The 22,499-nt window shown below is 47.7% G+C and carries 16 protein-coding genes and 3 pseudogenes; all 19 read right to left on the bottom strand.

The annotated features are described in order from the left end of the window. Positions 1-4: 4 nt before the first annotated feature. The 19 genes and pseudogenes from D791_RS06955 to rsmH all read right to left on the bottom strand — a co-directional run bounded on the left by D791_RS06955 (position 5) and on the right by rsmH (position 22,486). A complete protein-coding gene (locus tag D791_RS06955) occupies positions 5-793 on the bottom strand; it encodes a Nudix family hydrolase (protein ID WP_272944816.1) in 789 nt (262 codons plus the stop codon). Next, a complete protein-coding gene (locus tag D791_RS20770; protein ID WP_272944815.1) occupies positions 769-924 on the bottom strand; it encodes an NUDIX domain-containing protein in 156 nt (51 codons plus the stop codon). Before D791_RS20770 ends, D791_RS06955 begins: the two co-directional genes overlap by 25 nt. A 21-nt stretch (positions 925-945) precedes the next feature. Beyond that, positions 946-2,165 (bottom strand): annotated as a pseudogene (gene argJ, locus D791_RS06950) (bifunctional glutamate N-acetyltransferase/amino-acid acetyltransferase ArgJ). 10 nt (positions 2,166-2,175) lie between these two features. Then, positions 2,176-4,922 (bottom strand): annotated as a pseudogene (secA, locus tag D791_RS06945) (preprotein translocase subunit SecA). A gap of 207 nt (positions 4,923-5,129) precedes the next feature. Then, positions 5,130-6,020: pseudogene (lpxC, locus tag D791_RS06940) on the bottom strand (UDP-3-O-acyl-N-acetylglucosamine deacetylase); the annotation flags it as partial. A gap of 92 nt (positions 6,021-6,112) precedes the next feature. Further along, positions 6,113-7,285 carry a cell division protein FtsZ gene (gene ftsZ / locus D791_RS06935; RefSeq protein ID WP_036509547.1) on the bottom strand — a complete coding sequence of 391 codons (1,173 nt, stop codon included), beginning with the start codon at positions 7,283-7,285 and terminating at the stop codon, positions 6,113-6,115. A 64-nt stretch (positions 7,286-7,349) separates the two neighbouring features. Then, positions 7,350-8,672, bottom strand: coding sequence for a cell division protein FtsA (gene ftsA / locus D791_RS06930; protein ID WP_036509544.1), 1,323 nt, complete (start codon positions 8,670-8,672; stop codon positions 7,350-7,352). After that, on the bottom strand, positions 8,662-9,480 hold the full coding sequence (locus D791_RS06925) for a cell division protein FtsQ/DivIB (protein WP_237748543.1): 819 nt from the start codon (positions 9,478-9,480) through the stop codon (positions 8,662-8,664). The genes ftsA and D791_RS06925 overlap by 11 nt, the downstream gene beginning before the upstream one ends. 1 nt (position 9,481) lies before the next feature. Further along, the gene (locus D791_RS06920; protein WP_036509537.1) at positions 9,482-10,435 is read right to left on the bottom strand and encodes a D-alanine--D-alanine ligase; all 954 of its coding nucleotides are present in this window, start codon (positions 10,433-10,435) and stop codon (positions 9,482-9,484) included. Further along, positions 10,432-11,886, bottom strand: coding sequence for a UDP-N-acetylmuramate--L-alanine ligase (gene murC / locus D791_RS06915; protein ID WP_036509534.1), 1,455 nt, complete (start codon positions 11,884-11,886; stop codon positions 10,432-10,434). Before murC ends, D791_RS06920 begins: the two co-directional genes overlap by 4 nt. Continuing rightward, entirely contained in the window at positions 11,883-12,968 is a 1,086-nt protein-coding gene (gene murG / locus D791_RS06910; protein ID WP_036509533.1) for an undecaprenyldiphospho-muramoylpentapeptide beta-N-acetylglucosaminyltransferase, read from the bottom strand. Before murG ends, murC begins: the two co-directional genes overlap by 4 nt. Next, on the bottom strand, positions 12,965-14,164 hold the full coding sequence (ftsW, locus tag D791_RS06905; protein WP_051514315.1) for a putative lipid II flippase FtsW: 1,200 nt from the start codon (positions 14,162-14,164) through the stop codon (positions 12,965-12,967). Before ftsW ends, murG begins: the two co-directional genes overlap by 4 nt. Beyond that, a complete protein-coding gene (murD, locus tag D791_RS06900) occupies positions 14,161-15,516 on the bottom strand; it encodes a UDP-N-acetylmuramoyl-L-alanine--D-glutamate ligase (RefSeq protein ID WP_036509531.1) in 1,356 nt (451 codons plus the stop codon). The genes ftsW and murD overlap by 4 nt, the downstream gene beginning before the upstream one ends. Positions 15,517-15,550: 34 nt before the next feature. Beyond that, entirely contained in the window at positions 15,551-16,633 is a 1,083-nt protein-coding gene (gene mraY / locus D791_RS06895; RefSeq protein WP_036509530.1) for a phospho-N-acetylmuramoyl-pentapeptide-transferase, read from the bottom strand. A 2-nt stretch (positions 16,634-16,635) separates the two neighbouring features. Further along, entirely contained in the window at positions 16,636-18,009 is a 1,374-nt protein-coding gene (locus tag D791_RS06890) for a UDP-N-acetylmuramoyl-tripeptide--D-alanyl-D-alanine ligase (RefSeq protein ID WP_036509528.1), read from the bottom strand. After that, on the bottom strand, positions 18,006-19,499 hold the full coding sequence (locus D791_RS06885) for a UDP-N-acetylmuramoyl-L-alanyl-D-glutamate--2,6-diaminopimelate ligase (RefSeq protein ID WP_036509526.1): 1,494 nt from the start codon (positions 19,497-19,499) through the stop codon (positions 18,006-18,008). The genes D791_RS06890 and D791_RS06885 overlap by 4 nt, the downstream gene beginning before the upstream one ends. Continuing rightward, on the bottom strand, positions 19,496-21,205 hold the full coding sequence (locus D791_RS06880; protein WP_036509524.1) for a peptidoglycan D,D-transpeptidase FtsI family protein: 1,710 nt from the start codon (positions 21,203-21,205) through the stop codon (positions 19,496-19,498). Before D791_RS06880 ends, D791_RS06885 begins: the two co-directional genes overlap by 4 nt. Continuing rightward, a complete protein-coding gene (gene ftsL / locus D791_RS06875) occupies positions 21,195-21,551 on the bottom strand; it encodes a cell division protein FtsL (protein ID WP_157682260.1) in 357 nt (118 codons plus the stop codon). Before ftsL ends, D791_RS06880 begins: the two co-directional genes overlap by 11 nt. After that, positions 21,548-22,486 (bottom strand): 16S rRNA (cytosine(1402)-N(4))-methyltransferase RsmH, encoded by a 939-nt coding sequence (gene rsmH, locus D791_RS06870; protein WP_036509523.1) that lies wholly within the window; start codon positions 22,484-22,486, stop codon positions 21,548-21,550. Before rsmH ends, ftsL begins: the two co-directional genes overlap by 4 nt. Between the last annotated feature and the right edge of the window lie 13 nt (positions 22,487-22,499).

Genomic DNA, 22,499 nt, shown 5'->3' with positions numbered 1-22,499 from the left:
ACACTCAGTTAGGCCAAAAAGCTGAAATTGAAGCAACTCCTTGTGCACCCGCTTCCCGTGCAGACTGAAAATCCACCTGAGACAACCCGCCAAGCGCATAGACAGGTAACGTCACGTCAGAAACCCACTGATGAAACCTCTGCCAACCTATACCTGCTTGCTCAGGGTGAGTTTGTGTCGCCTTCACAGGTGACAAGAATACAAAATCACATCCTTTGGATTGTGCTCGTTGCAATGCGTCCGGTGAATGGCACGCAGCACTCAGCCATTGCCCTTTAAATGCTCGTCTTTCCATTAGATCATTTAAGCGAGGCTCAGTTAAATGCAAGGCCTGCGCATTCAGCGTATTGGCCAATGTAAGCGATGTATTGACCTGAAGGATGGCCTGATGCGCGTCACAGATAGGCTTAAGCAAATGAAACACAGCTGCGTAATCTCGCTCCGATAGCGAGTGATCTCTGAGCTGAATCCAACGACAACCTTGTTCAAGTAGGGATTGCACCTTCGAACAAAACGCATCCTGGTTTACAGCCTGCCCCGTAATGGCAATATGACTAGGCAATCGAACGGCAGAAAGAATCGGAACATTCGCCGCAGGGAAGCTGTATTCCCCTAAATGATTGAGATCAACCCAGCGTATCTCCTGCCCTTCCATTCCTTTGGCTTCACCGGTAAAGCGATTAATGTCCCATACATCCAAGAGAACTGAGCAATCATCATAATGGTATGGGATACGAATAAGGGGGGTCGCTTCGTGCACATGAAGCGCTAACTCTTCATTGAGTTCACGCACCAAGCTTGGTAAGGTGGCTCATCGCCTTCAACCTTACCGCCTGGAAACTCCCATAGTCCACCTTGATGCCTGTTTTTAGGCCTAAGGGCGATCAGAATTTGGCCTTTGGCATTTCTGATAACCCCAACCATAACATGAATCAAGGACTTCATTTAGGAACGATATTCCGCATTGATGGTGACATAATCGTGAGACAAATCGGTTGTCCAGACTTGATCAGCAAAGCCACCACGATTCAGAATCACGCGAATACAAATATTCTCGCGGTTCATCACCTCCTGTCCTTGCTCTTCTGTATAGCTCGTAGCACGGGCCCCTTTATCGACGATGCACACTTCATCTAACCAGATCTGCACATCACTTACATCGAGTTCATGAACGCCTGCACGACCTACACATGCAAGTATACGTCCCCAGTTTGGATCAGAAGCAAATAATGCTGTTTTGACCAAAGGTGAGTGAGCTATGGTATAAGCGACCTTCAAGGCTTCTTCCGTGCTGCCTGCTTTCTCAACACGAACCTCTACAAACTTAGTCGCGCCCTCACCGTCTTTAACAATGGCATGCGCTAGGGACAACATAACTTGATCCAATGCCTGTGTAAAACGCTCCATCAACACAGGCTCAAGGTCGGTAATTTCAACACCGCTTTGACCTGTTGCAACCAAAATACAAGCATCGTTAGTTGAAGTATCACCATCCACTGTGATTCGATTAAATGAGCGATCACTCGCATGGCTCAACAAACGTTGCAATAAATTGGGCTCGACCTCTGCATCGGTGGCGACGTATCCAAGCATTGTGGCCATGTTTGGCATAATCATGCCTGAGCCTTTGGAAATACCGGTTACGGTTACCGTTTTACCTTGATACTCAAACTGGACACTGGCGCCCTTGGGACGTGTATCCGTCGTCATGATCCGTGAGCCGCCTCTTCCCAACCTTCTTCTGACAGATTAGCGATAGCACTGTCTAAACCCGCCGTGATTTTGGCGACAGGCAAAGGCTCGCCTATAACTCCTGTCGAAAACGGAAGAATCGACTCTGCATCACAGCGCATTTTACTGGCTAACGCTTGGCAGCATGCCTCGGCATCAACTATGCCCTGCTCCCCTGTGCCCGCATTCGCATTGCCGGTATTCGTCAGGAGATACCTAGGCAAGGCACCTGTCGCTAAATGCTTTTTTGCAACTCGAACGGGGGCTGCACAAAACTGGTTTAGGGTAAATACCGACGCCAATGAAGAGCCAACGGGTATTTCCATCACCACCAGATCTTTTCGTCCTGGTTTTTTTATGCCTGCAGAGCCTGTTCCTAGCTTAAACCCTTTGACAGGGTGATACACGATCGCTTCTTCTTTGCCGACTGCCATTGTGCTTACCTCAGATTTTACCGTGGCATTGTTTATATTTTTTACCTGATCCACATGGACAAGGTTCATTGCGTCCCACTTTAGCAACATCTCTCACAAAAGGTTCAGACTTATCCGACTCTTCTTGAGCCTCGGCTTGTGCTTGACCGTCTGCGCTCGCAAGACCACTGCTTTGTGAGTGTTCAAAATTCATTTGTTGGCGCTCTGCCGCTTCTCTACGTTGCTGCTCCATTGCCTCAACCTCTTCAGGTTGACGTACTTTAACGTGGCTCAAGATTCGGACAACGTCTTTTTTAATGTTCGTGAGCAAGTTTTGGAAAAGCTGGAAGGCTTCACGCTTATATTCCTGCTTGGGGTTTTTCTGCGCGTAACCGCGAAGATGTATGCCTTGACGCAACAAATCCATGGTTTGCAAATGTTCTTTCCATAACGTGTCCATGACCTGCAACATCACTTGTTTTTCAAACAAACGAATGGTCTCTGCCCCAACCAATTGCTCTTTTTCAGTATAGCGCTGGATGATTTCCGCCCGAATACGTTCACGCAAGGGCTCTTCATAGAGGTTCTTGTCTTCATCCAACCACGTTTGGATTGGCAAGGCGACCGAGAACTCTATTTCGAGAGCCTTTTCAAGCCCCTCGATATCCCAAGTTTCAGGCAAGCTCTGAGGCGCGATAAATTCGTTAATCGTGTCTTCCACCACTTCGTCACGAATCGCATTGATTGTTTCAGAAATATCGTTAGTGCTCATCAACTCGTTGCGCTGATCATAGACAACTGTACGCTGGTCATTTGCAACATCATCGTATTCCAAGAGGTTTTTACGGATATCAAAGTTGCGCCCTTCAACTTTACGCTGGGCTTTTTCAATCGCATTACTCACCATTTTGTGCTCAATGGCTTCGCCCTTTTCCATCCCTAAGGCTTGCATAAATTGACGAACACGATCCGATGCAAAGATTCGCATTAAATCATCTTCCATCGATAAGAAGAAACGCGTCGAACCTGGATCGCCCTGACGTCCAGCACGCCCACGTAACTGGTTGTCAATTCGACGAGACTCATGACGCTCTGTTCCCAGAATATGCAAACCACCAGCCGCCAACACTTGATCATGACGTTGTTGCCAATCGGCTTTAACCGCTTCAATTTGCTCCGGTGTCGGGTCTTTTAGCGCAGCCAGCTCTCTTTCAAGCTTACCGCCTAACATGATATCAGTACCACGACCCGCCATGTTCGTCGCAATCGTAATAGCACCAGGACGTCCGGCATCCGCGACTATTTCAGCCTCACGGCCATGGTTCTTAGCATTTAGAACATTGTGCTCTATTTTTTCTTTGGTCAGCATGCGTGATAAGAGTTCAGAAGACTCAACCGACGCTGTACCGACCAGCACAGGCTTATTGTTCTCTTTACAATGCCGGATTTCTTTAACAATTGCGTTAAATTTATCCTCCATCGTAAGATAAATGAGATCATTATGGTCGATACGCTGAATTTCACGATTCGTCGGGATCACGACAACATCCAAACCATAAATTTGACGTAATTCAAATGCTTCGGTATCAGCGGTTCCCGTCATTCCTGATAGTTTGTCATACAAACGGAAATAATTTTGGAAGGTGGTCGAAGCCAGCGTTTGGCTTTCCAATTGGATATTGACGCCCTCCTTTGCTTCTACGGCTTGATGCAAACCCTCTGACCAACGGCGGCCCGGCATAATACGACCGGTGTGTTCATCGACGATGACAACCTGACCATTTTGCACGATGTAGTCTTTATCTTTTTGGAAAAGGTAATGCGCGCGAAGTGCCGCCAAAACGTGATGCAGCAAGTTCAAGTTATTCGGTGCATAAAGGCTTTCACCCTCAGCCAACAAACCTTCTTCGCTTAAAATCTCTTCGATCAACTGATGTCCGGCTTCAGTCAACTCAACCGTTCTATTTTTTTCATCCACGACGAAGTGTTCGTCTATTGTTTGCGTGTCGTCTTTAACGTCCACTTCTCCAAAGAACTGTTTCAGTTTTGGAATGACGGTATTGATACGCGCATACATAACCGAACTGTCTTCGGCTGGCCCTGAGATAATCAATGGCGTACGAGCTTCATCAATTAAGATAGAGTCCACTTCATCGACGATGGCAAAGTTAAAGCCACGTTGAACTTTCTCCTCGATGCTGAACGCCATGTTGTCGCGCAAGTAGTCGAAGCCGAATTCATTATTGGTGCCATAGGTAATGTCACTGGCATAGGCCGAACGCTTTGTCATCGGATCTTGACCGGACAGAATCACACCAACACTCAAACCCAAGGCTTCATAAAGTGGACGCATCCACTCGGCATCACGGCTGGCGAGGTAATCATTGACAGTGACAACATGAACCCCTTTGCCCGTAATCGCATTTAAATACGCAGGTAAGGTAGCAACAAGTGTTTTACCTTCACCTGTTTTCATTTCGGCTACTTTGCTTCGTGAAGGGATATACCACCGATCATCTGAACATCGAAGTGGCGCATGTTCATCACACGCTTGGAAACCTCACGAACCGTTGCAAAGGCCTCTGGCAAAAGCTTTTCCAAGCTTTCGCCTTGCTGATAACGTTGGCGGTATTGTTCGGTTAATGCCGTCAGCCCTTCACCACTGAGCTTTTCAAGCTCGGCTTCCCATGCATTGATATCCTTGACAGTCCGTTTCATCCGTTTGAGTTCGCGTTCGTTTTTGCTTCCGAAAACTTTTTTCAACAGTGATGTGAGCATAATTCAATTTTTACCATTTATTAGATGACGTATGCCCACGCTGGGCAAGAATGCGAAACATTTTACATTGATTGGGGCAGATAGTTGAGGTTTAAACCTTTTTTTCAGGCTTTATTTATAATTTTTGCTCATAAAAAAGCCGGAAATGATCCGGCTATCCATCCTAATGGATCGTTTCAGCCTTCGACTAGAGGCTCGTCGAGGTTGATAATCAATTGGAACAGGCGCTTGACCCTGCTCGAAGGTGACACGCTCGAACGCATCAGGGTGATTTAGCAACTCTCTCAAAAGTAAATTGTTGAGATGATGGCCAGACTTGAAACCGTAGTACTCGCCAATAATGCTGCGACCTAAAAGATAAAGATCGCCCACAGCATCTAGAATTTTGTGCTTAACAAACTCATTTTCGTAGCGCAAGCCATCTTGATTCAAGACCTTTTGATCATCGACAACAATCGCGTTATCAAAGTTACCGCCCAAGGCCAAATTGTTGGATCTTAAAAATTCGATGTCTCGCATAAAACCAAAGGTTCGAGCGCGACTGACCTCTTTGACAAAGTTATGAGAGGAGAACTCAAGCGATGACTCTAAGTGCTTTTCGGTAAATGCAGGATGATCAAACTCGATTTTAAATCCCAACTTAAAGCCATTAAAGGGTCGAAAGCTCGCGGTCTTTTCGCCCACTTCAATACCAATGGGCCTTAAAATACGAACAAACTCTTTGGCTGCACTCTGCTCTTGAATACCCGCGGACTGAATGAGAAAAACGAATGGCGCAGCGCTCCCATCCATAATCGGAATTTCTTCTGCATCGACTTCGATGATCGCGTTATCGATGCCTAATCCCGCTAAGGCAGACATGAGGTGCTCAACCGTCGACACACTCGCAGCACCTTCTGCTAAATTCGTCGACAGTTGTGTACTTACAACATTTAAAGCAAACGCCGGTATATCGACAATCGGAGTAAGATCAACGCGACGAAAGACAATGCCCATATTTTCAGGAGCCGGCTTAAGTGTCATGTACACTTTTTTACCCGAATGCAACCCTATGCCATTCGCCTTTATGCTTCGACTCAGTGTACGCTGCTTGATCATATTTTCCGCCGCTTGCGCTTCAATCTAAATGAGAATCATAACAGAATTAACGCTTTTCAAGCAATCCACTCTGCCATGATCCTCTTTGTGACTTAATCCGCTTGACGACGCAGAAACGTAGGGATATCCAATTCACCATAGTCACGCTTAGAGGTCATGCCCGCTTCTTGACTACGATGCTCTTGCTTTTCCAGCAAGGCTTCTTGCTTTTGTCTACGTAAGATCGACGGCAACTCAATCTGATCCACTGCTTTTACATCATTGCGCGGTTGAGGATTAGACGCCACAACACGGACTTCTGCATCTCTTGGACGATCCAATCCTGTTGCAACAACGGTCACTTTCAAGAAGTCTCCTAGAGTAGGATCAATCACCGTACCCACAACAATCGTGGCATCTTCAGCAGCGCACTCTTCAACGATCATACCGACTTCGTTGAACTCACCTAAACTTAGGTCCTCACCTGCGGCAATATTGACCAGAATCCCGCGGGCACCTTTTAGATCGATGTCTTCAAGCAACGGACTGCTAATAGCGGCTTCAGCGGCTTCTTGCGCACGGTTATCGCCCTTAGCGATGCCAGTACCCATCATGGCCATACCCATCTCAGACATCACGGTTTTAACGTCAGCAAAGTCAACGTTGATCATACCCGGACGCGTGATTAAGTCAGCAATCCCTTGCACAGCCCCTTTGAGTACATCGTTAGCCGCATTGAAAGCATTAATCAAACTGCAGTTTTTTCCTAATACTTGCATCAGCTTTTCATTGGGAATAATAATCAGTGAATCGACGCACTCGCGCAGTTCACGAATCCCTTCTTCCGCAATTTGCATCCGTTTGCGGCCTTCAAATCGAAATGGACGTGTTACCACAGCAACGGTCAAGACACCCATCTCTTTTGCAATTTCAGCTACAATTGGAGCGGCACCCGTTCCCGTGCCACCACCCATACCCGCAGTGATGAACACCATATCCGCACCACGCAAAGACTCTGCGATGCGGTCTCTATCTTCTAATGCTGCTTGGCGACCTATATCTGGGTTTGCTCCTGCACCCAACCCTTTTGTCATACTGCCACCTATGTGTAAGGCAGTGCGAGTCGCCATACGATCAAGCGCTTGCGCATCCGTATTCGCGCATATAAATTCAACGCCGGCCAGGTCAAAATTCACCATGTGCTGGACAGCGTTACCGCCGCCGCCGCCCACTCCGATGACCTTAATGACTGCGTCTTGTGGTAAGCTGTCGATCAATTCAAACATTTTGTCCTCCCCCGTCCTTGCCTACTACTGTATTCCGGCAATGACCTTATTAATTCAATAAAATTTAAAAATTACCTTTAAACCAGTCTTTTATCCGGCTAAAAAAATCTTTTACCTTCGGCTTACTCTTTGCTTTTGGCACTTTTAGACGTTTCTCGCGCATTTCCGGTACGATTTCTTTTTCTTTCACTTTATTCGGTTGTGCCTCTCGTTCACGTGCAACGGGCTTTTGCTCAACCTTCGCATAATGCAAAAGCCCGATGCTCGTGGCATAAATGGGGTTCTGTAATAAGCTCTCCATTCCTCTTGCCCCCTGGGGTACAGCAAGACGAACAGGCATATGAAATATTTCTTCTGCTAGCTCTACAGCACCTTCCATTTTTGAAGTACCGCCCGTTAGAACGATACCGGCAGCAATTAACTCCTCATAACCAGAACGTCTTAATTCAGCCTGCACCAAGGTGAACAACTCTTCGTACCGTGGTTCAACAACCTCGGCTAAGGATTGACGAGATAAATCTCGCGGCGGTCTATCGCCCACACTCGGCACCTTGATCATTTCATCGGCTTGAGCAAGCTGAGCGAGCGCACAGGCATACTTGATCTTAATTTTCTCTGCATGCTGCGTAGGGGTTCTCAAGGCCATCGCAATGTCATTGGTCACTTGGTCGCCGGCAATAGGGATGACCGCTGTATGCCGAATTGCTCCACCCGTGAAAACAGCGATGTCGGTTGTGCCACCCCCAATATCAACAATGCAAACACCTAAGTCTTTTTCGTCTTCGGCCAAGACCGCATAGCTGGAAGCAAGCTGTTCTAAGACAATCGCATCAACACCTAAACCACATCGACGTATGCACTTATCAATATTCTGGATTGCATTGCTCGCCCCTGTCACTAGATGCACCTTGGCCTCTAGCCGCACACCTGACATTCCTAAAGGCTCTTTAATACCCTCTTGGGTATCAATCAAATACTCTTGCGGCAAGATGTGCAAAATACGTTGATCCGCCGGGATCGCAACTGCACGCGCCGCATCAATTACTCGTTCAAGATCATACTCAGAAACCTCCCTATCTCTAACGGCAACAATTCCATGTGAATTCAAACTGCTAATGTGGTTGCCTGCAATACCAACCGTGACAGAATGTATTTTACATCCTGCCATCAACTCGGCCTCTTCAACCGCCCGCTGAATAGCGGCAACAGTCGACTCAATGTTGACAACCACCCCTCTCTTCATTCCCCGAGAAGGCTGGGAGCCCACACCGACGATTTCTATACTTCCATCCGCGCAGACTTCACCAACAAGACAGACAACCTTTGACGTACCTATGTCTAACGCAACGACCATTCCGCCGTCTGAAGTACTTTGCTTACCCTGCATTATCTTGCCTCTCTTCGGTCCGCCACTTCACAGCAACGCCGTTGGTATATCGAATGTCTATTTTTTCAATGGTTTCAACCATATCGCTTAACCTAGCATCATAAAGCTTCATGAAGCGTCTAAGTCGAGGCATCACCTGCTCTCTTCCTGCAACGATTTGCAGGCCATTATCCAATTCAAGCGTCCAAGCACCACGCCCTTCCAACGACAACCCCGTCAGCTTCAATCCATAACCTGAGAAAAGTCGATTCAAATCATGGAACTGCTGCATGATGGCTCGAGTTTCATGGGCAGGGCCGTTCAGTTTGGGTAAGTTGTCATAGTCTGCATTGCGCTCAGGCCAAAAAATATCGCCCTGATGATTTAAAAGCCCAACATCTCCCCAACGCGCAACGGGTACTTCTTCAGTAATAGTGACTTCAATGGCAGCAGGCCACTGACGTTGAACACTCACAGAATGTACCCAAGGATCGGCGAGTGCCAATTCACGCAAATACACAACGTCCTGTGAGAGCAACGAACTGGAAATACCGGATGCAACCGACTGCGCAAGTGTCTCTGTATCTAAATGACGAACATGGCTATTCACTCTCACCTCTTGAATCGGTTGATCAAGCCATATGTATACTTTTTCGGACAGATACACTAAGGTTCCAACAAACACGGCCAGTGCAAGCAAGGAGTTAACGGTTCTCCACGCCTTATCCTGTACCTCAACCGGATTAGACGCAGCAATCGGCTGGGCAGACGGACGAGTCTCTAACTCAGACGTTCCTTGCAGTCTCATCCAAGGTAAGGAAAGATTCATCTTAGCGCGCCTCTGTATTGAATGAGGTTTTTAAGATTTCAATCACCAAGTCCTCAAAGCTCAATCCTGCTTCGCGCGCCGCCATCGGAACCAAACTGTGATCGGTCATACCCGGTAAGGTATTGACCTCTAACAACTGAAATCGACCTTCTTCGTCCATCATGACATCAACGCGCCCCCACCCCGTGCAACCAACCGCTGCAAAAGCAGATTCAGAAAGGCGCTTTAATTCAGAGCGTTTTTCATCGCTGAGCTGATCATCAAATAAATATTGAGTATCTGCGGCTTCATATTTCGCGTTAAAGTCGTAAAAAGAGTGGCTGGTTTCCAATCGAATAATCGGTAACGCTTCCCCTTTTAAAACAGCAATTGTGTACTCAGACCCCTTTATCCACTGCTCAGCAATCACTAAATGATCATATGACACGGCTTGAGCATAGGCGGCTTTTAACTCATCCAAATTCATAACCCGGCTGATACCAATACTGGAGCCTTCGTGGACAGGCTTAACCATCAGTGGATAGCCTAACAACTCTGCAACTTGGTTAAGATCCGTCTCTTGTGTTAGCACACAGCAAGGTGGCGTCGGCAAACCGGCGCCCATCCAAAGCTGTTTGCAGCGCAGTTTATCCATTCCTAAGGCAGATGCCGCCACCCCACTGCCGGTATAAGGCTTGCCCATCATTTCGAGCAAACCTTGAAGGGTTCCATCCTCACCGCCACGACCATGAAGAATGAGAAACGCACGATCAAACTCTGCATCCAACAACTGGGCAACTGGATCAGCACCGTCTTTACAAAGGTCAATAGGGAAGGCATCAATGCCCGCCGCCAATAAGCCTTTTAAAACCTCTGCACCACTTCGCAAAGAAATCGCCCTTTCAGCAGAGCGCCCCCCCATCAAAACGGCAACACGTCCAAACGACTGCATCTCTTGCTCAGACATCTTACTCATTGTCCTATTTCCTCCTCGCGAGTCGATTGAAGATCAAGCCCAGCTAACCGATGCGCTAAGGATGTGATATCACCAGCACCTTGGGTCAGTAGAAGATCATCAGGCCGAAGGACATTTTTTAACAAATCAGGAATATCATCTGTTGATTCAACAAACAGAGGTTCTATACCCCTTTGGCGAATCGTTCGACACAAACTTCGAGTATCGGCACCCGGAATGGCTTGTTCACCCGCCGAATAGACTTCAAGCATAATCAACAAATCCACTTCAGAAAGAACCTGTGCAAAGTCATCGTAAAGATCGCGCGTTCGCGTGTAGCGATGTGGCTGATATATCATCACTAAGCGTCGATCCGGCCAGCCATCACGAACGGCCTGTATCACGGCTTTCACCTCACGTGGATGATGACCATAGTCGTCCACCAATTGAACAGAACCTCCGGTGACGTTTATATCGCCCAACACTTGAAAACGTCGTCCGACCCCTTGAAAGCGCGATAACGCATTGCAGATTGCATGATCCTGAATACCTTCATCGGTGGCGACAGCAATACAAGCCAGTGCATTCAATACGTTATGGCGGCCTGGCATATTCACTGTAACCTCAAGGTCTTTATGACCCGTCGGACGAACCACTTTAAAGGATGTTTGCATCCCCCTCTGCGTGACATCTACAGCTCTGAAATCAGCCTCTTCATGAAAACCATAGGTCAGAATTGGACGGCTCACTCTGGGTAATATCTCCCTTACCACTGGATCATCCGTGCACAGAACAGCTAAGCCATAAAAAGGTAAATTATGAAGAAAATTAATAAACGTTTGCTTCAGTTTATTAAAGTCTCCTTCATAGGTGTCCATATGATCGGCATCGATATTGGTCACGATGGCGACCATCGGCTGCAAATGTAAAAAAGAGGCATCACTTTCATCGGCTTCGGCAACTAAGTAACGGCTACCGCCTAATTGTGCATTCGTGCCTGCGCTGTTCAGTCGCCCGCCAATCACAAATGTAGGGTCCAATCCAGCTTCAGCCATAATGGAAGACAGCAGACTGGTAGTCGTTGTTTTTCCGTGCGTTCCGGCAACCGCAATACCATGGCGATAGCGCATCAATTCGGCAAGCATCTCTGCTCTGCGTACAATTGGCACCCTTCTTTCTCGCGCAGCAATCAACTCAGGATTTGTGTCGGCAACAGCCGTCGAAATAACCACAACATCCGCATCGTCAATGTTGGAGGAGTCATGTCCGATGAAAATCATGGCCCCTAAACCACTTAATCGTTCAGTTGTGGCTGAGGATTTCATATCCGACCCAGAAATCGTATAGCCTTGATTGAGCAGCACTTCAGCAATGCCACACATGCCAACACCACCAATCCCAACAAAATGGATTTGACGGATACGTCGCATTTCGGGCACTTCATACACCTGAAGCGTGCTATCTTTAATCATTGCATTACCTCCAAACATGCGACTGCCAATTTTTGACCTGCCAAAGGCTGTCCTTGGCTGCGTGCTTTTTTAGCCATAGCCAGCAGCACATCACGCTGATTAAGTTCATTTAAAAGTGTGTTAAGTCGGTCACTGCTTAGCTCAGACTGCTGTACCAAGCGCGCGGCATCGGCAGCCACCAAAAACTGTGCATTTGCCGTTTGATGATCATCAACCGCATAGGGGAATGGAACTAAAATTGACCCCACCCCTGCAATCGCCAACTCACTGACCGTCAAAGCACCTGAGCGACAAAGAACCAAGTCCGCCCAAGCGAAGGCCTCGTCCATCTTGTCAATAAATGGAACAACCTTGGCTTCAACATTGTGTTGGTTGTAAATTTCGACGGTTGCGTCAAAGTGCGTACGGCCCGTTTGATGCCAAACCACAGGACGAGATGTCACGGGCATATTAGATAAGACGTCAGGCAACAATGTATTGATCGCTTGCGCACCTAAACTCCCCCCCACAACTAACAGCCGGATCGGACCGTCTCGATCTTTAAAGCGTATATCCGGCTCAGCAAGCTCTAGAATCGGCCCTCTCACGGGGTTGCCAATAGTATGCTCGAGCTTGAGTTTTGGAAATGCGCCGGGGAATGCCTGCAGCACTTTTTTTGCAACTTGTGACAAAATTCGGTTCGTCATACCCGGCAGTGCATTCTGTTCGTGTATCACCACGGGAATTCTGTGCAACCAAGCGGCTAAACCTCCGGGGCCTGATGCAAAACCGCCCATCCCCAATACAGCATCGGGCTTGACGCGCTTAATCACTTGGTGAGCTTGCCAAATTGCACGAATCAAATTAAACGGTGCGGACAAAAGACTCGCCACGCCTTTACCTCTTAAGCCCGTAACAGCAATCGTATTCAGTGGTATATTGGCCGCAGGAACCACTTTGGCTTCAATGCCTTTTTCAGTGCCAAGCCATTCAATATGAACACCTTGCTCTCTTAAAACATCCGCAGTTGCCAAGGCAGGAAATACATGTCCACCTGTGCCTCCTGCCATAATCAATAGGCGTTTTGCTGGTTGCGCATTCATTGAGAGCGCCTCCTACCTGGACGAACTTGGTTTAATCGTTCCCGTTTTAATTCATAATCAATTCGTAGGATAATCGCAATCATGCAGGCTGACGCCAGCAAACTACTTCCACCATAACTTAACAAGGGCAGAGTCAAACCTTTGGTTGGTAATGCACCAACGTTCACACCGATATTGATCATGGCTTGGCCTGCAAAGATAAAGCCAAAACCATAACTGGCGTACGCCTTGAAAAATTGGCTTTGCTTTTCAGCCTGTCGACCGATTAAAAAGATTCGCGTAACCAGCAGCATATAAATAGCAATAATGGCCAGCGCGCCAACCAAGCCCATTTCTTCAGATAAAATTGAATAAATAAAATCGGTATGGGCTTCGGGTAAATAAAATAGCTTCTGAATACTATTGCCAAGCCCAGTACCGAACCACTCGCCTCGACCAAAGGCAATCTGTGCCTGAGATAATTGGTAGCCAGTCCCAAAAGGGTCTGCCCAAGGGTCTTGGAAAGATCGTAACCGTGCCAAACGATAGGGCTGAAAAATAGCCATTGAATAGGCCAATCCCACAACGCCCACAATTACCAGTGAAAACTGCCCAAAGCGCATGCCACCTAAGAAAATCATCCCCATAACCGTCCCCATGAGGACGACGGTGGCACCAAAGTCTGGCTGAACAATGAGCAATAGAACATATAGGGCCAAAGGCAGTGCAGGTTTGATGACACCAAACCAGCTAGACCTCACTTCATCCAAGCGTCTAACAAGGTAGCCGCTCATAAAGAGAACCATGCATATTTTTGCAATTTCTGACGTCTGCAGGTTAAAAAATCCCATCGATATCCAGCGGCGACTCCCGTTAACCTCACGGCCAACGCCTGGCAGAAACACCAACGCCAACAGAATGATGCCCACCAGCAGCAATAGCACACTGTAACGCTCCCAGAGGCTAAGAGGAATGCGAGAAATAACGGCTACCGTGATGAAGGCCAGTACGACGAAAAAGCCATGCCTCATCATAAAATAGGTCGGTGACCCGAAGTCCCGCGCGGCCACATCCATCGACGCAGAAGCGATCATCACGAAACCGGTTAAGGTCAGTGCCAAGGCACTCAGCGCAAGATAGGGATCAATCGGCATTTGACCTTTAGGCAGATCCAGCGCTTGTGGCCATGCAGGGCGCAGACTTCTCAATACATTCATGGTAATGACTCCACGGCTTCGATGAAGACATTACCCCGATGGTCATATCCTGAAAACATATCAAAGCTTGCGCACGCAGGAGACAATAAAACGATATCCCCTGGCTGTGCTTTCTGCGATGCATCAACCACAGACGCTTGCAAAGTCGTTTGATGCTCCACACGCACACCCTGCAAATCATTGGCGATCAGTTGTGCATCACGACCAATTAAATGCACGGATCGAGCATAGCGCTGTAAAGGCTCAGAAAGCTCAGAGAAAGATTGATCCTTCCCAACCCCTCCTAAAATCACATGCAATGCCGATCCTTCAGGCAATTGTTGGCCCAACCCCTCAATCGCCGCCAGCGTTGCACCAACATTGGTGCCTTTGGAGTCATTGACATACACAACCCCCTGCTTAATCGCGACGGTTTGACAACGATGGGGTAATCCCTGAAAGGATTGAATGCTTTTCACCATCGCATCAAACGGAAGATTCACAGCATGACCCAAGGCCAGTGCCGCCATAACGTTGGCAACATTATGCTGCCCCTTAATCCCAATTGAATCCACGGGTAAGATCGGTGTAAGACCCTTAAATATCCACTCAGCCCCTTCATATTCGGCTAAACCAAAATCTTTTAAATCAGGTGCTGACAATCCAAAACTGACTTTAGACATTCCAATTGCCATCAATGGCACGGTTAGCGCATCATCTCGATTCACAACACAGACTGAACAGCCACGGTAAATTCGATGCTTAGCAAGATAGTAAGCTTGCATGTCCGTATAGCGATCCAGATGATCCGGACTAATATTTAACACAGTGGCCGCGGCGGCTTTCAATTCATGCGTGGTTTCCAACTGAAAGCTCGACAGCTCTAAGACATAGAGATCGTGACGCGCACCCTCGCTTAACAAGTCCAAAACGGGGATGCCAATATTGCCGCCAACGCCGACACTCACGCCTGCATCAGCCGCCATTTTGCCGACCAAGGTCGTTACCGTGCTTTTTGCGTTTGAACCTGTAATCGCAATAATAGGGGCTGTGACTTCTCGACAAAACAGATCAATATCGCCAATGACAGATACGCCATGAGCGATAGCAGACTGTATTTCAGGAAGTGCACAGGCAACACCTGGACTGAGGATTAATTCACTTGCTTGCTGCAGAAACTCAGTATCCAGTGCTCCGCAACGGAGTTCTATTGTTGGAAACACGCTTCGGAACTCTGCCGCCAAGGGAGGCTCTTCCCGTGTATCAACTACCGCAAAACGCAAGCCTTTCGCCGCCAAAAATCGTGCGCAGGACATACCTGTCTGACCCAGACCGATAATAATTTTAAAACTGTCCGTTGCTATTAACGACACGACTTTCTCCTTTTACACCAAACCCAATGGCTACTTACCGCAGCTTTAACGTAGCTAAACCAATTAAAACCAAGACAACACTGATGATCCAGAATCGTACGATGACACGAGGTTCAGGCCATCCTTTCAGCTCAAAATGGTGATGAATCGGCGCCATTCGAAAAATTCGACGCCCTGTCAATTTATAAGAGGCAACCTGCAAAATGACAGACACCGTCTCCATCACAAAAATGCCGCCCATAATGACTAAAACCAGCTCCTGTCGAACAATAACGGCAATAACGCCTAAAACGGCCCCTAGAGATAAAGCACCAACATCACCCATGAATACCTGAGCTGGATAGGTGTTAAACCATAAGAACCCTAAACCGGCACCAACAATCGCGCCGCAGATAATAATCAGCTCGCCCGATCCTGCGACGTAGGGAATATGCAAGTAATTCGCAAATTGCAAATGGCCACTTAGATACGCAAACACAGCCAGGGCTCCAGCGACCATAACGGTTGGCATGATCGCCAGCCCATCCAAACCATCGGTCAAATTCACGGCATTGGAGCTGCCGACAATGACAAAGTACGTAAAGACTATAAAAAACAAACCCATATCAATCACAATCGACTTGAAGAAGGGCACGATAAGTTGGGTTTCAACGGGGCTTTGTGCCGTCATGTACAACAATACTGCCGCACCGAAACCACCAATTGACTGCCAAAAATACTTCCATCTTGCTGGCAAACCACGCGGATTTTTCTCGATCACTTTGCGCCAGTCATCAACCCAGCCAACAGCACCAAATACAACCAAGACAAATAAAGTAATCCAGACATAACGATTGCTCAAATCACTCCATAAAAGCGTTGAGATGGCAATCGCTAACAGAATCAAACCGCCACCCATGGTTGGTGTGCCTGACTTACTCAAATGAGACTGAGGTCCATCGTTGCGAACCGCTTGGCCAATTTGCTTATTTTTTAGTACACGAATGAGATGAGGCCCCACCACCAGAGAAATGGTCAACGCCGTTAAGACCCCTAAAATGCCTCGCAAGGTGATATAACGAAACACCGTAAAGCCTGAATAAAATTGCGTCAAATACTCAGTTAACAGCAATAACATGCCTAGTTTTCCCCATGTAGCAGAGCCTGTATCACTCTGTCCATACCCGCACTGCGAGAGCCCTTCACCAAAAGTGTGTTGGTTTCTGTCAGTTCTTGTTTTAGTAAATCAATCAATTCAGATTGGCTAGAAAAGTAACGTGCATCCATGCCTTCTTGCTGTGCAGCGTCCACTGCTTTTTTCATCAAAGGCCCGCACACTCGCAAACGCATAATGCCCATTTGCGCCGCATAACGACCGATCGATTCGTGTAGTTGCTCGGCATCCTCTCCCAACTCGGCCATATCACCCAAGACCAGAGTACTGCATCCTTGGCGTTTGGCTAAATAATCGATGGCCGCTTTCATGGCCTCAGGATTGGCATTGTAACTATCATCAATAATGAGCACAGAACCCAACAAGGAAGGTTTCATTCGTCCCTTCACAGCGACACACTCTTCCAACCCCTGTTTAGCATCACTAAAGGACATGCCCATCGCGACCCAAGCGCAGGTTGCAGCCGCCGCATTTGCAATGTTGTGCTGACCCAGTAAATTCAGTTGAAGTGGAAACGTTTCCTGTTGGTAATGGAGTCGGCAATTGCCACATCCACGACTGTCTTCCCCCATATCTGACACCCATACATCGGCTTCAGATGAGTTCAAGGAAAATGTCATATACCGACTGTGTTGTTGCTTGAGCTTTTCTATCCAGTAGGGTGCGTGCGGATCATCCAAATTGACGATTCCAACCCCCTCCTCAGGTAAGCCTTGATAAATTTCAGCCTTTGCTTTCACCACACCTTCAAGACTACCAAACCCTTCTATATGCGCGGCAAAGGCATTATTCAGAACAGCAACGTTTGGCTGAGCAAACGACACCATTCGTGCTATTTCACCTGCACCGCTTGCCCCCATTTCAATGACTGCATATTGATGAGTAGCCTCCAAACGCAATAGGGTTAATGGCATTCCTATTTCGTTGTTTAGATTACCCAAAGTGGCCAAGGTTGGACCTTTACAAGCAAACATCGCGGCAAGCAGTTCTTTAACCGTGGTTTTACCACTGCTTCCTGTAACGGCAACCATTTTTCCTTGAAAACGTTGACGATTCAGAGCCGCTAGCTGACCTAAAGCCGTTAAGGTTGATGCCACTTTTAATTGAGGGAGCTCATCTTCCACAAAACGCTCGACAACCGCCGCTACGGCACCTTTCTCCCGGGCATAAGCCACGAAATCGTGCGCATCAAAATGCTCACCTTTTAAACACACAAAAATATCACCGGGTTGAATATTTCGTGTATCTGTCGAAACATGGGTAAACGCCAAATCCGTGTCATGCTGAGTTTCAGCTGACAAGGAATCAACCACGTCATTTACATTCCAATGACCAATCATGCCAAACGCCTCTCTACCGCAAGTGCAGCACGTGCAACCTCTTGATCACTAAAATGTGACCTAAGGCCATTTATTTCTTGATACGATTCGTGTCCCTTGCCTGCAATCAAAACAATATCCCCCGCACGTGCCAATTCAATCCCTTTGTAAATTGCGCGCGCTCGATCAACTTCAATTAGATGCTGCGTCGCATGCGGCGTGATACCGACTTCAATCTCTTCAAGGATCTTGAGCGGGTCTTCTGTGCGCGGGTTATCACTGGTGATAATAATGAGATCGGCAAGGGTTGATGCCACCTGTGCCATCAATGGCCGTTTACCTTTATCGCGATCGCCACCACAACCAAACACACAAATAATGCGTCCAGTGCTCGACTGATGTTCACTCAAGGCTTTTAACGTCTGTTCTAGCGCATCGGGTGTATGGGCATAATCGACAAACACGCTAAACTCTTGATGATCTGAAACCTTTTCTAGACGACCACAAACAGAGTTAAGCTCCGTTAATGCCTGCGTTATGGACTGACAACTCAGACCCAACTCCCCCAACACACCGAGGGTTAGCATTAAATTACTGATGTTGAATCGCCCCATTAAACGGGACTCAAACTCAACAATCCCCCAAGGAGAGGCAATAGACAGGGTCATTCCCTGCGCATGCTGAGTGGCATTGATTAAATAAATATCGGCTTTATGGTCATGCAAGGAGTAGGTGTAGCGACGTTTAGCCGTCGTTTCACCCATAACTTTTTGTCCAAGCATGTCATCTACATTCAGAATTTGTGTGGCAGCTGGATTTTGAAACAAACGAGATTTGGACTCAGCATACGCTTCCATTGTCTGATGATAGTCCAGATGATCTCGGGTCAAGTTCGTTAGGCCGACAATTGAAAACTCTACGCCTTCCGTTCGTCCTTGATCCAATGCGTGACTGGAGACTTCCATGGCAACGGATTGCACACCTGATTGCTTAAAGTCAGCCAACAACGCATGCAAATTAGCTACTTCGGGTGTGGTATGAGTTGCTGAGGTGAGTTGCCCGATCAGTCCGTTCCCGATCGTACCAATCACCGCGGCTTTCGTACCCACATGAGTCAATGCCTGCGCGATAAAATGCGTACAAGAGGTTTTACCATTGGTGCCCGTTATACCGATCATCTGCATAGCGGATGAGGGGTCACCAAAAAAACGACTGATCACGCGTCCAGCACACTGCAAAAGATCCGTCACATAAACATAAACAACACCAGAGCGCTCTTCAATGCTATAAGACTCAGCTTCTTGCAAAATGGCAACAGCGCCTTGTGCAATGGCATGCCCAATAAAGCCAGTAGCGTCCAAATGAACACCTTGACGTGCGATAAACAAAAAACCGGGCTTTACCGCACGACTATCGGTGACAACGCCCTGAATACAACAGGCGTCCAGTAGATCGTGCTGGACGTCCAGAAGTCGAGACAAGGGGGTATTATGATAAATAGTTTCAGTCATCGATTGGCCACCTGCCCTTTCCCCTCAGGCCACTTATCTGGGTCGATGTTAAGTAGACGCATCGCCCCCTGAGTCACACGTGAAAAGACTGGCGCAGCCACTTCCCCACCGTAGTACTCTCGACCTTTAGGGTTATCAACCATAACTACAACTGCGAGGCGCGGATCGGAGACGGGAGCGATACCTGCAAATACAGCGGTATACTCATCACGGTTATAACCACTACTACCGAGTCGATGCACGGTGCCTGTTTTTCCTGCAACACGATAGCCCGTCACTGCGGCACGTCTTGCCGTTCCTGCTGGCCCAATGACGGTCTCCATCATATCCAAGACTTGATGTCCGACGCCCTCAGGCATGATTCGATGGCCTTTATTTTCATCAATTTTAAGCAAGGAAACAGGGCGCATAATGCCGTCTGAAGCAAAGGGAATATAGGCTTGCGCGAGCTGCAAAGGGGTGACGGATAGGCCATAACCATAGGACATGGTGGCACGCTCAACGACTTGACGCTCTGAAACAAACGGCAATACACCGCTTCGCTCACCGGGGAAACCTGTATGGGTCATTTGCCCCATGCCCATATTTTGCAGCAATGAAGGCAATCGATCATGCTCCATATCAAGCACCAAGCGCACGGTTCCAACGTTACTGGATTTAGTGATAATGCCGGTTAAATCCAGATCACCGTAGTTACGAAAATCACGTATGGTCGCATTGCGAACCCTCATGGTCCCCGGCGACGTTTTCACCACTGTGTCGGGCTTGTAGCGCCCAGTCATTAGTGCCGCGGCAACTGACATAGGCTTAACCGTTGATCCCGGCTCAAACAAATCGGTCATGGCTCGATTGCGCAAGGCCGCAGGCTGAAGTCGAGACCGATCGTTTGGGTTGTACGAAGGCTGGTTAACCATTGCCAAGACCTCACCCGTCTGCACATCCAGAATAACAACAGATCCTGAATCCGCATTATGGGCCTCAACCACGGCTTTAAGCTCACGATACGCCATATACTGGAGGCGTAAATCAATGCTCAACTGTAAGTCAGTACCGGGTTGTGCATCCTGTATAGAACGAATATGGCTTATCGTACGTCCGACACGGTCCCGCATCACCAATTTACGACCATGTTCACCACTTAAAATTTGTTCATAGGCCAGTTCCATGCCCTCTTGCCCCTCACCGTCGACATTGGTAAAACCAACGATGTGAGCCGTGACCTCACCTGCCGGATAGAAGCGACGATATTCCCGATCAACATTGACACCTGGAATGCCTAAAACCTGAACATTCTCGGCCAGTTCAGGTGTCACTTGACGACGCAGGTAGACAAATCGACGCTCAGCATTGCTTTGCAAGCGGCTCAACAATTCATCATGAGGAATTTCGAGCACTTGACTCAAACGACGGAAATTACGATGTTGTACGTCTATAAATCGGGGGTCAACCCAAATACTGGCTACAGGCGCACTCACCGCTAAGGGTTCACCATTTCGATCCGTAATCAAACCACGATGTGCGGGTATCAGCATGGTACGCACACTGCGTGCATCACCTTGATTCTGAAGAAAGGCTTGATCGACCATGTACAAAGACAACAACTTGCCGGTAATACCTACCACGAGAACCAAAAAAATGGCAAAGACCAGCCACAAACGCCAGCCTTTAGCCGCTTGTCCTTGATGCTGTTCTACTTTACTGCTCATCTCTTACGATCTCTATATCAGAAGGTTCGGGTGCTCTCATACCGATGCGAGACTCAGCTTCACTTTCAATTCGGCTGTGACCGCCCCAAGTACTTTGTTCCAAAAGGAGCTGACCCCATTCAACTTGCAACTCATCCCACTGGTGTACAAGAACTTGATGATCATTAAATAAGCGGCGGTAGTCGTATGCCGCTTGAATTACCAAAAGGGCTGTCATCACAATTGCGATAATCAAAACACATAAAATCACGGCAGGACGAAATAGCTCACCACTGTCAATTAACGGCTCAACAGATGCTTCATCATTTCGTCGCCACGAAAGAACCTTTTTTTTAATATCGCTCAAGCGCATTTCACAGCCACTCGCATCACGGCACTACGCGCTCTAGGATTGACATTCAACTCGTCTTTACCCGCACGAATCGCTTTGCCAACCGAGCGTAAACGTTGATTTAACATAGACTGGGTAAAGGGCACTCCAGTCGGCAGGTGCTCGTCTCCTTTAACATGCTTACGAATAAACCGCTTAGCAATGCGATCTTCTAAAGAATGAAAACTGATCACAACCAACACCCCGCCAATGGCCAAAACATCCAGCGCTTGATCCAAGCATTGCTCAATATCATCCAACTCTTTATTAATGTGGATACGTATCCCCTGAAACGCTCTCGTCGCTGGATTTTTACCTTTTTCCCAACGAGGATTGGCATCCGTAATTATTTTGGCCAAGCGACCCGTCGTCAAAATCGGGGATGTTTGGCGCTCCATAATAATGGCCTTGGCCATACGTCGCGAAAAACGCTCCTCACCGTAGTGATACAAGACATCAGCTATTTCAGCCTCAGAGGCACGATTAATCCATTCCGCAGCGCTTTCGCCTACCGATGTATTCATGCGCATATCCAAGGGACCATCATGCATAAAACTGAAACCGCGTTGTGGATCATCTAACTGAGGTGAGCTGACTCCTAAATCCAACAACACGCCCGTCACTTTACCGCGCATCCCTCGCGTTTCAGCAAAGTGACTGATTTCACTAAAGGATCCGTGTTCTATTTCAAATCTCGGCTCCTCGCCAAAGTGTTCCTGAGCATAGGCAATCGCTTCAGGATCTTTATCAATGGCCATCAAACGACCATCTGGACCGAGTGTTTGGATGATCTTGGAGGAATGTCCCCCTCGACCAAATGTGCCGTCAATATAAAAACCTGAGGGATCTGTGACCAAGGCGTCAACCGCTTCTTGAAGCAATACCGTGGTGTGAATAAATTCCTGAGTCATGCAGATCCTATCG

Origin of the sequence: Nitrincola nitratireducens (genome assembly GCF_000585235.1) — a bacterium.
In the GTDB taxonomy this organism is placed as follows: domain Bacteria; phylum Pseudomonadota; class Gammaproteobacteria; order Pseudomonadales; family Balneatricaceae; genus Nitrincola; species Nitrincola alkalisediminis.
The sequence above is the reverse complement of the archived record's forward strand: the minus strand, read 5'-3'. Positions and strand labels throughout refer to the sequence as shown.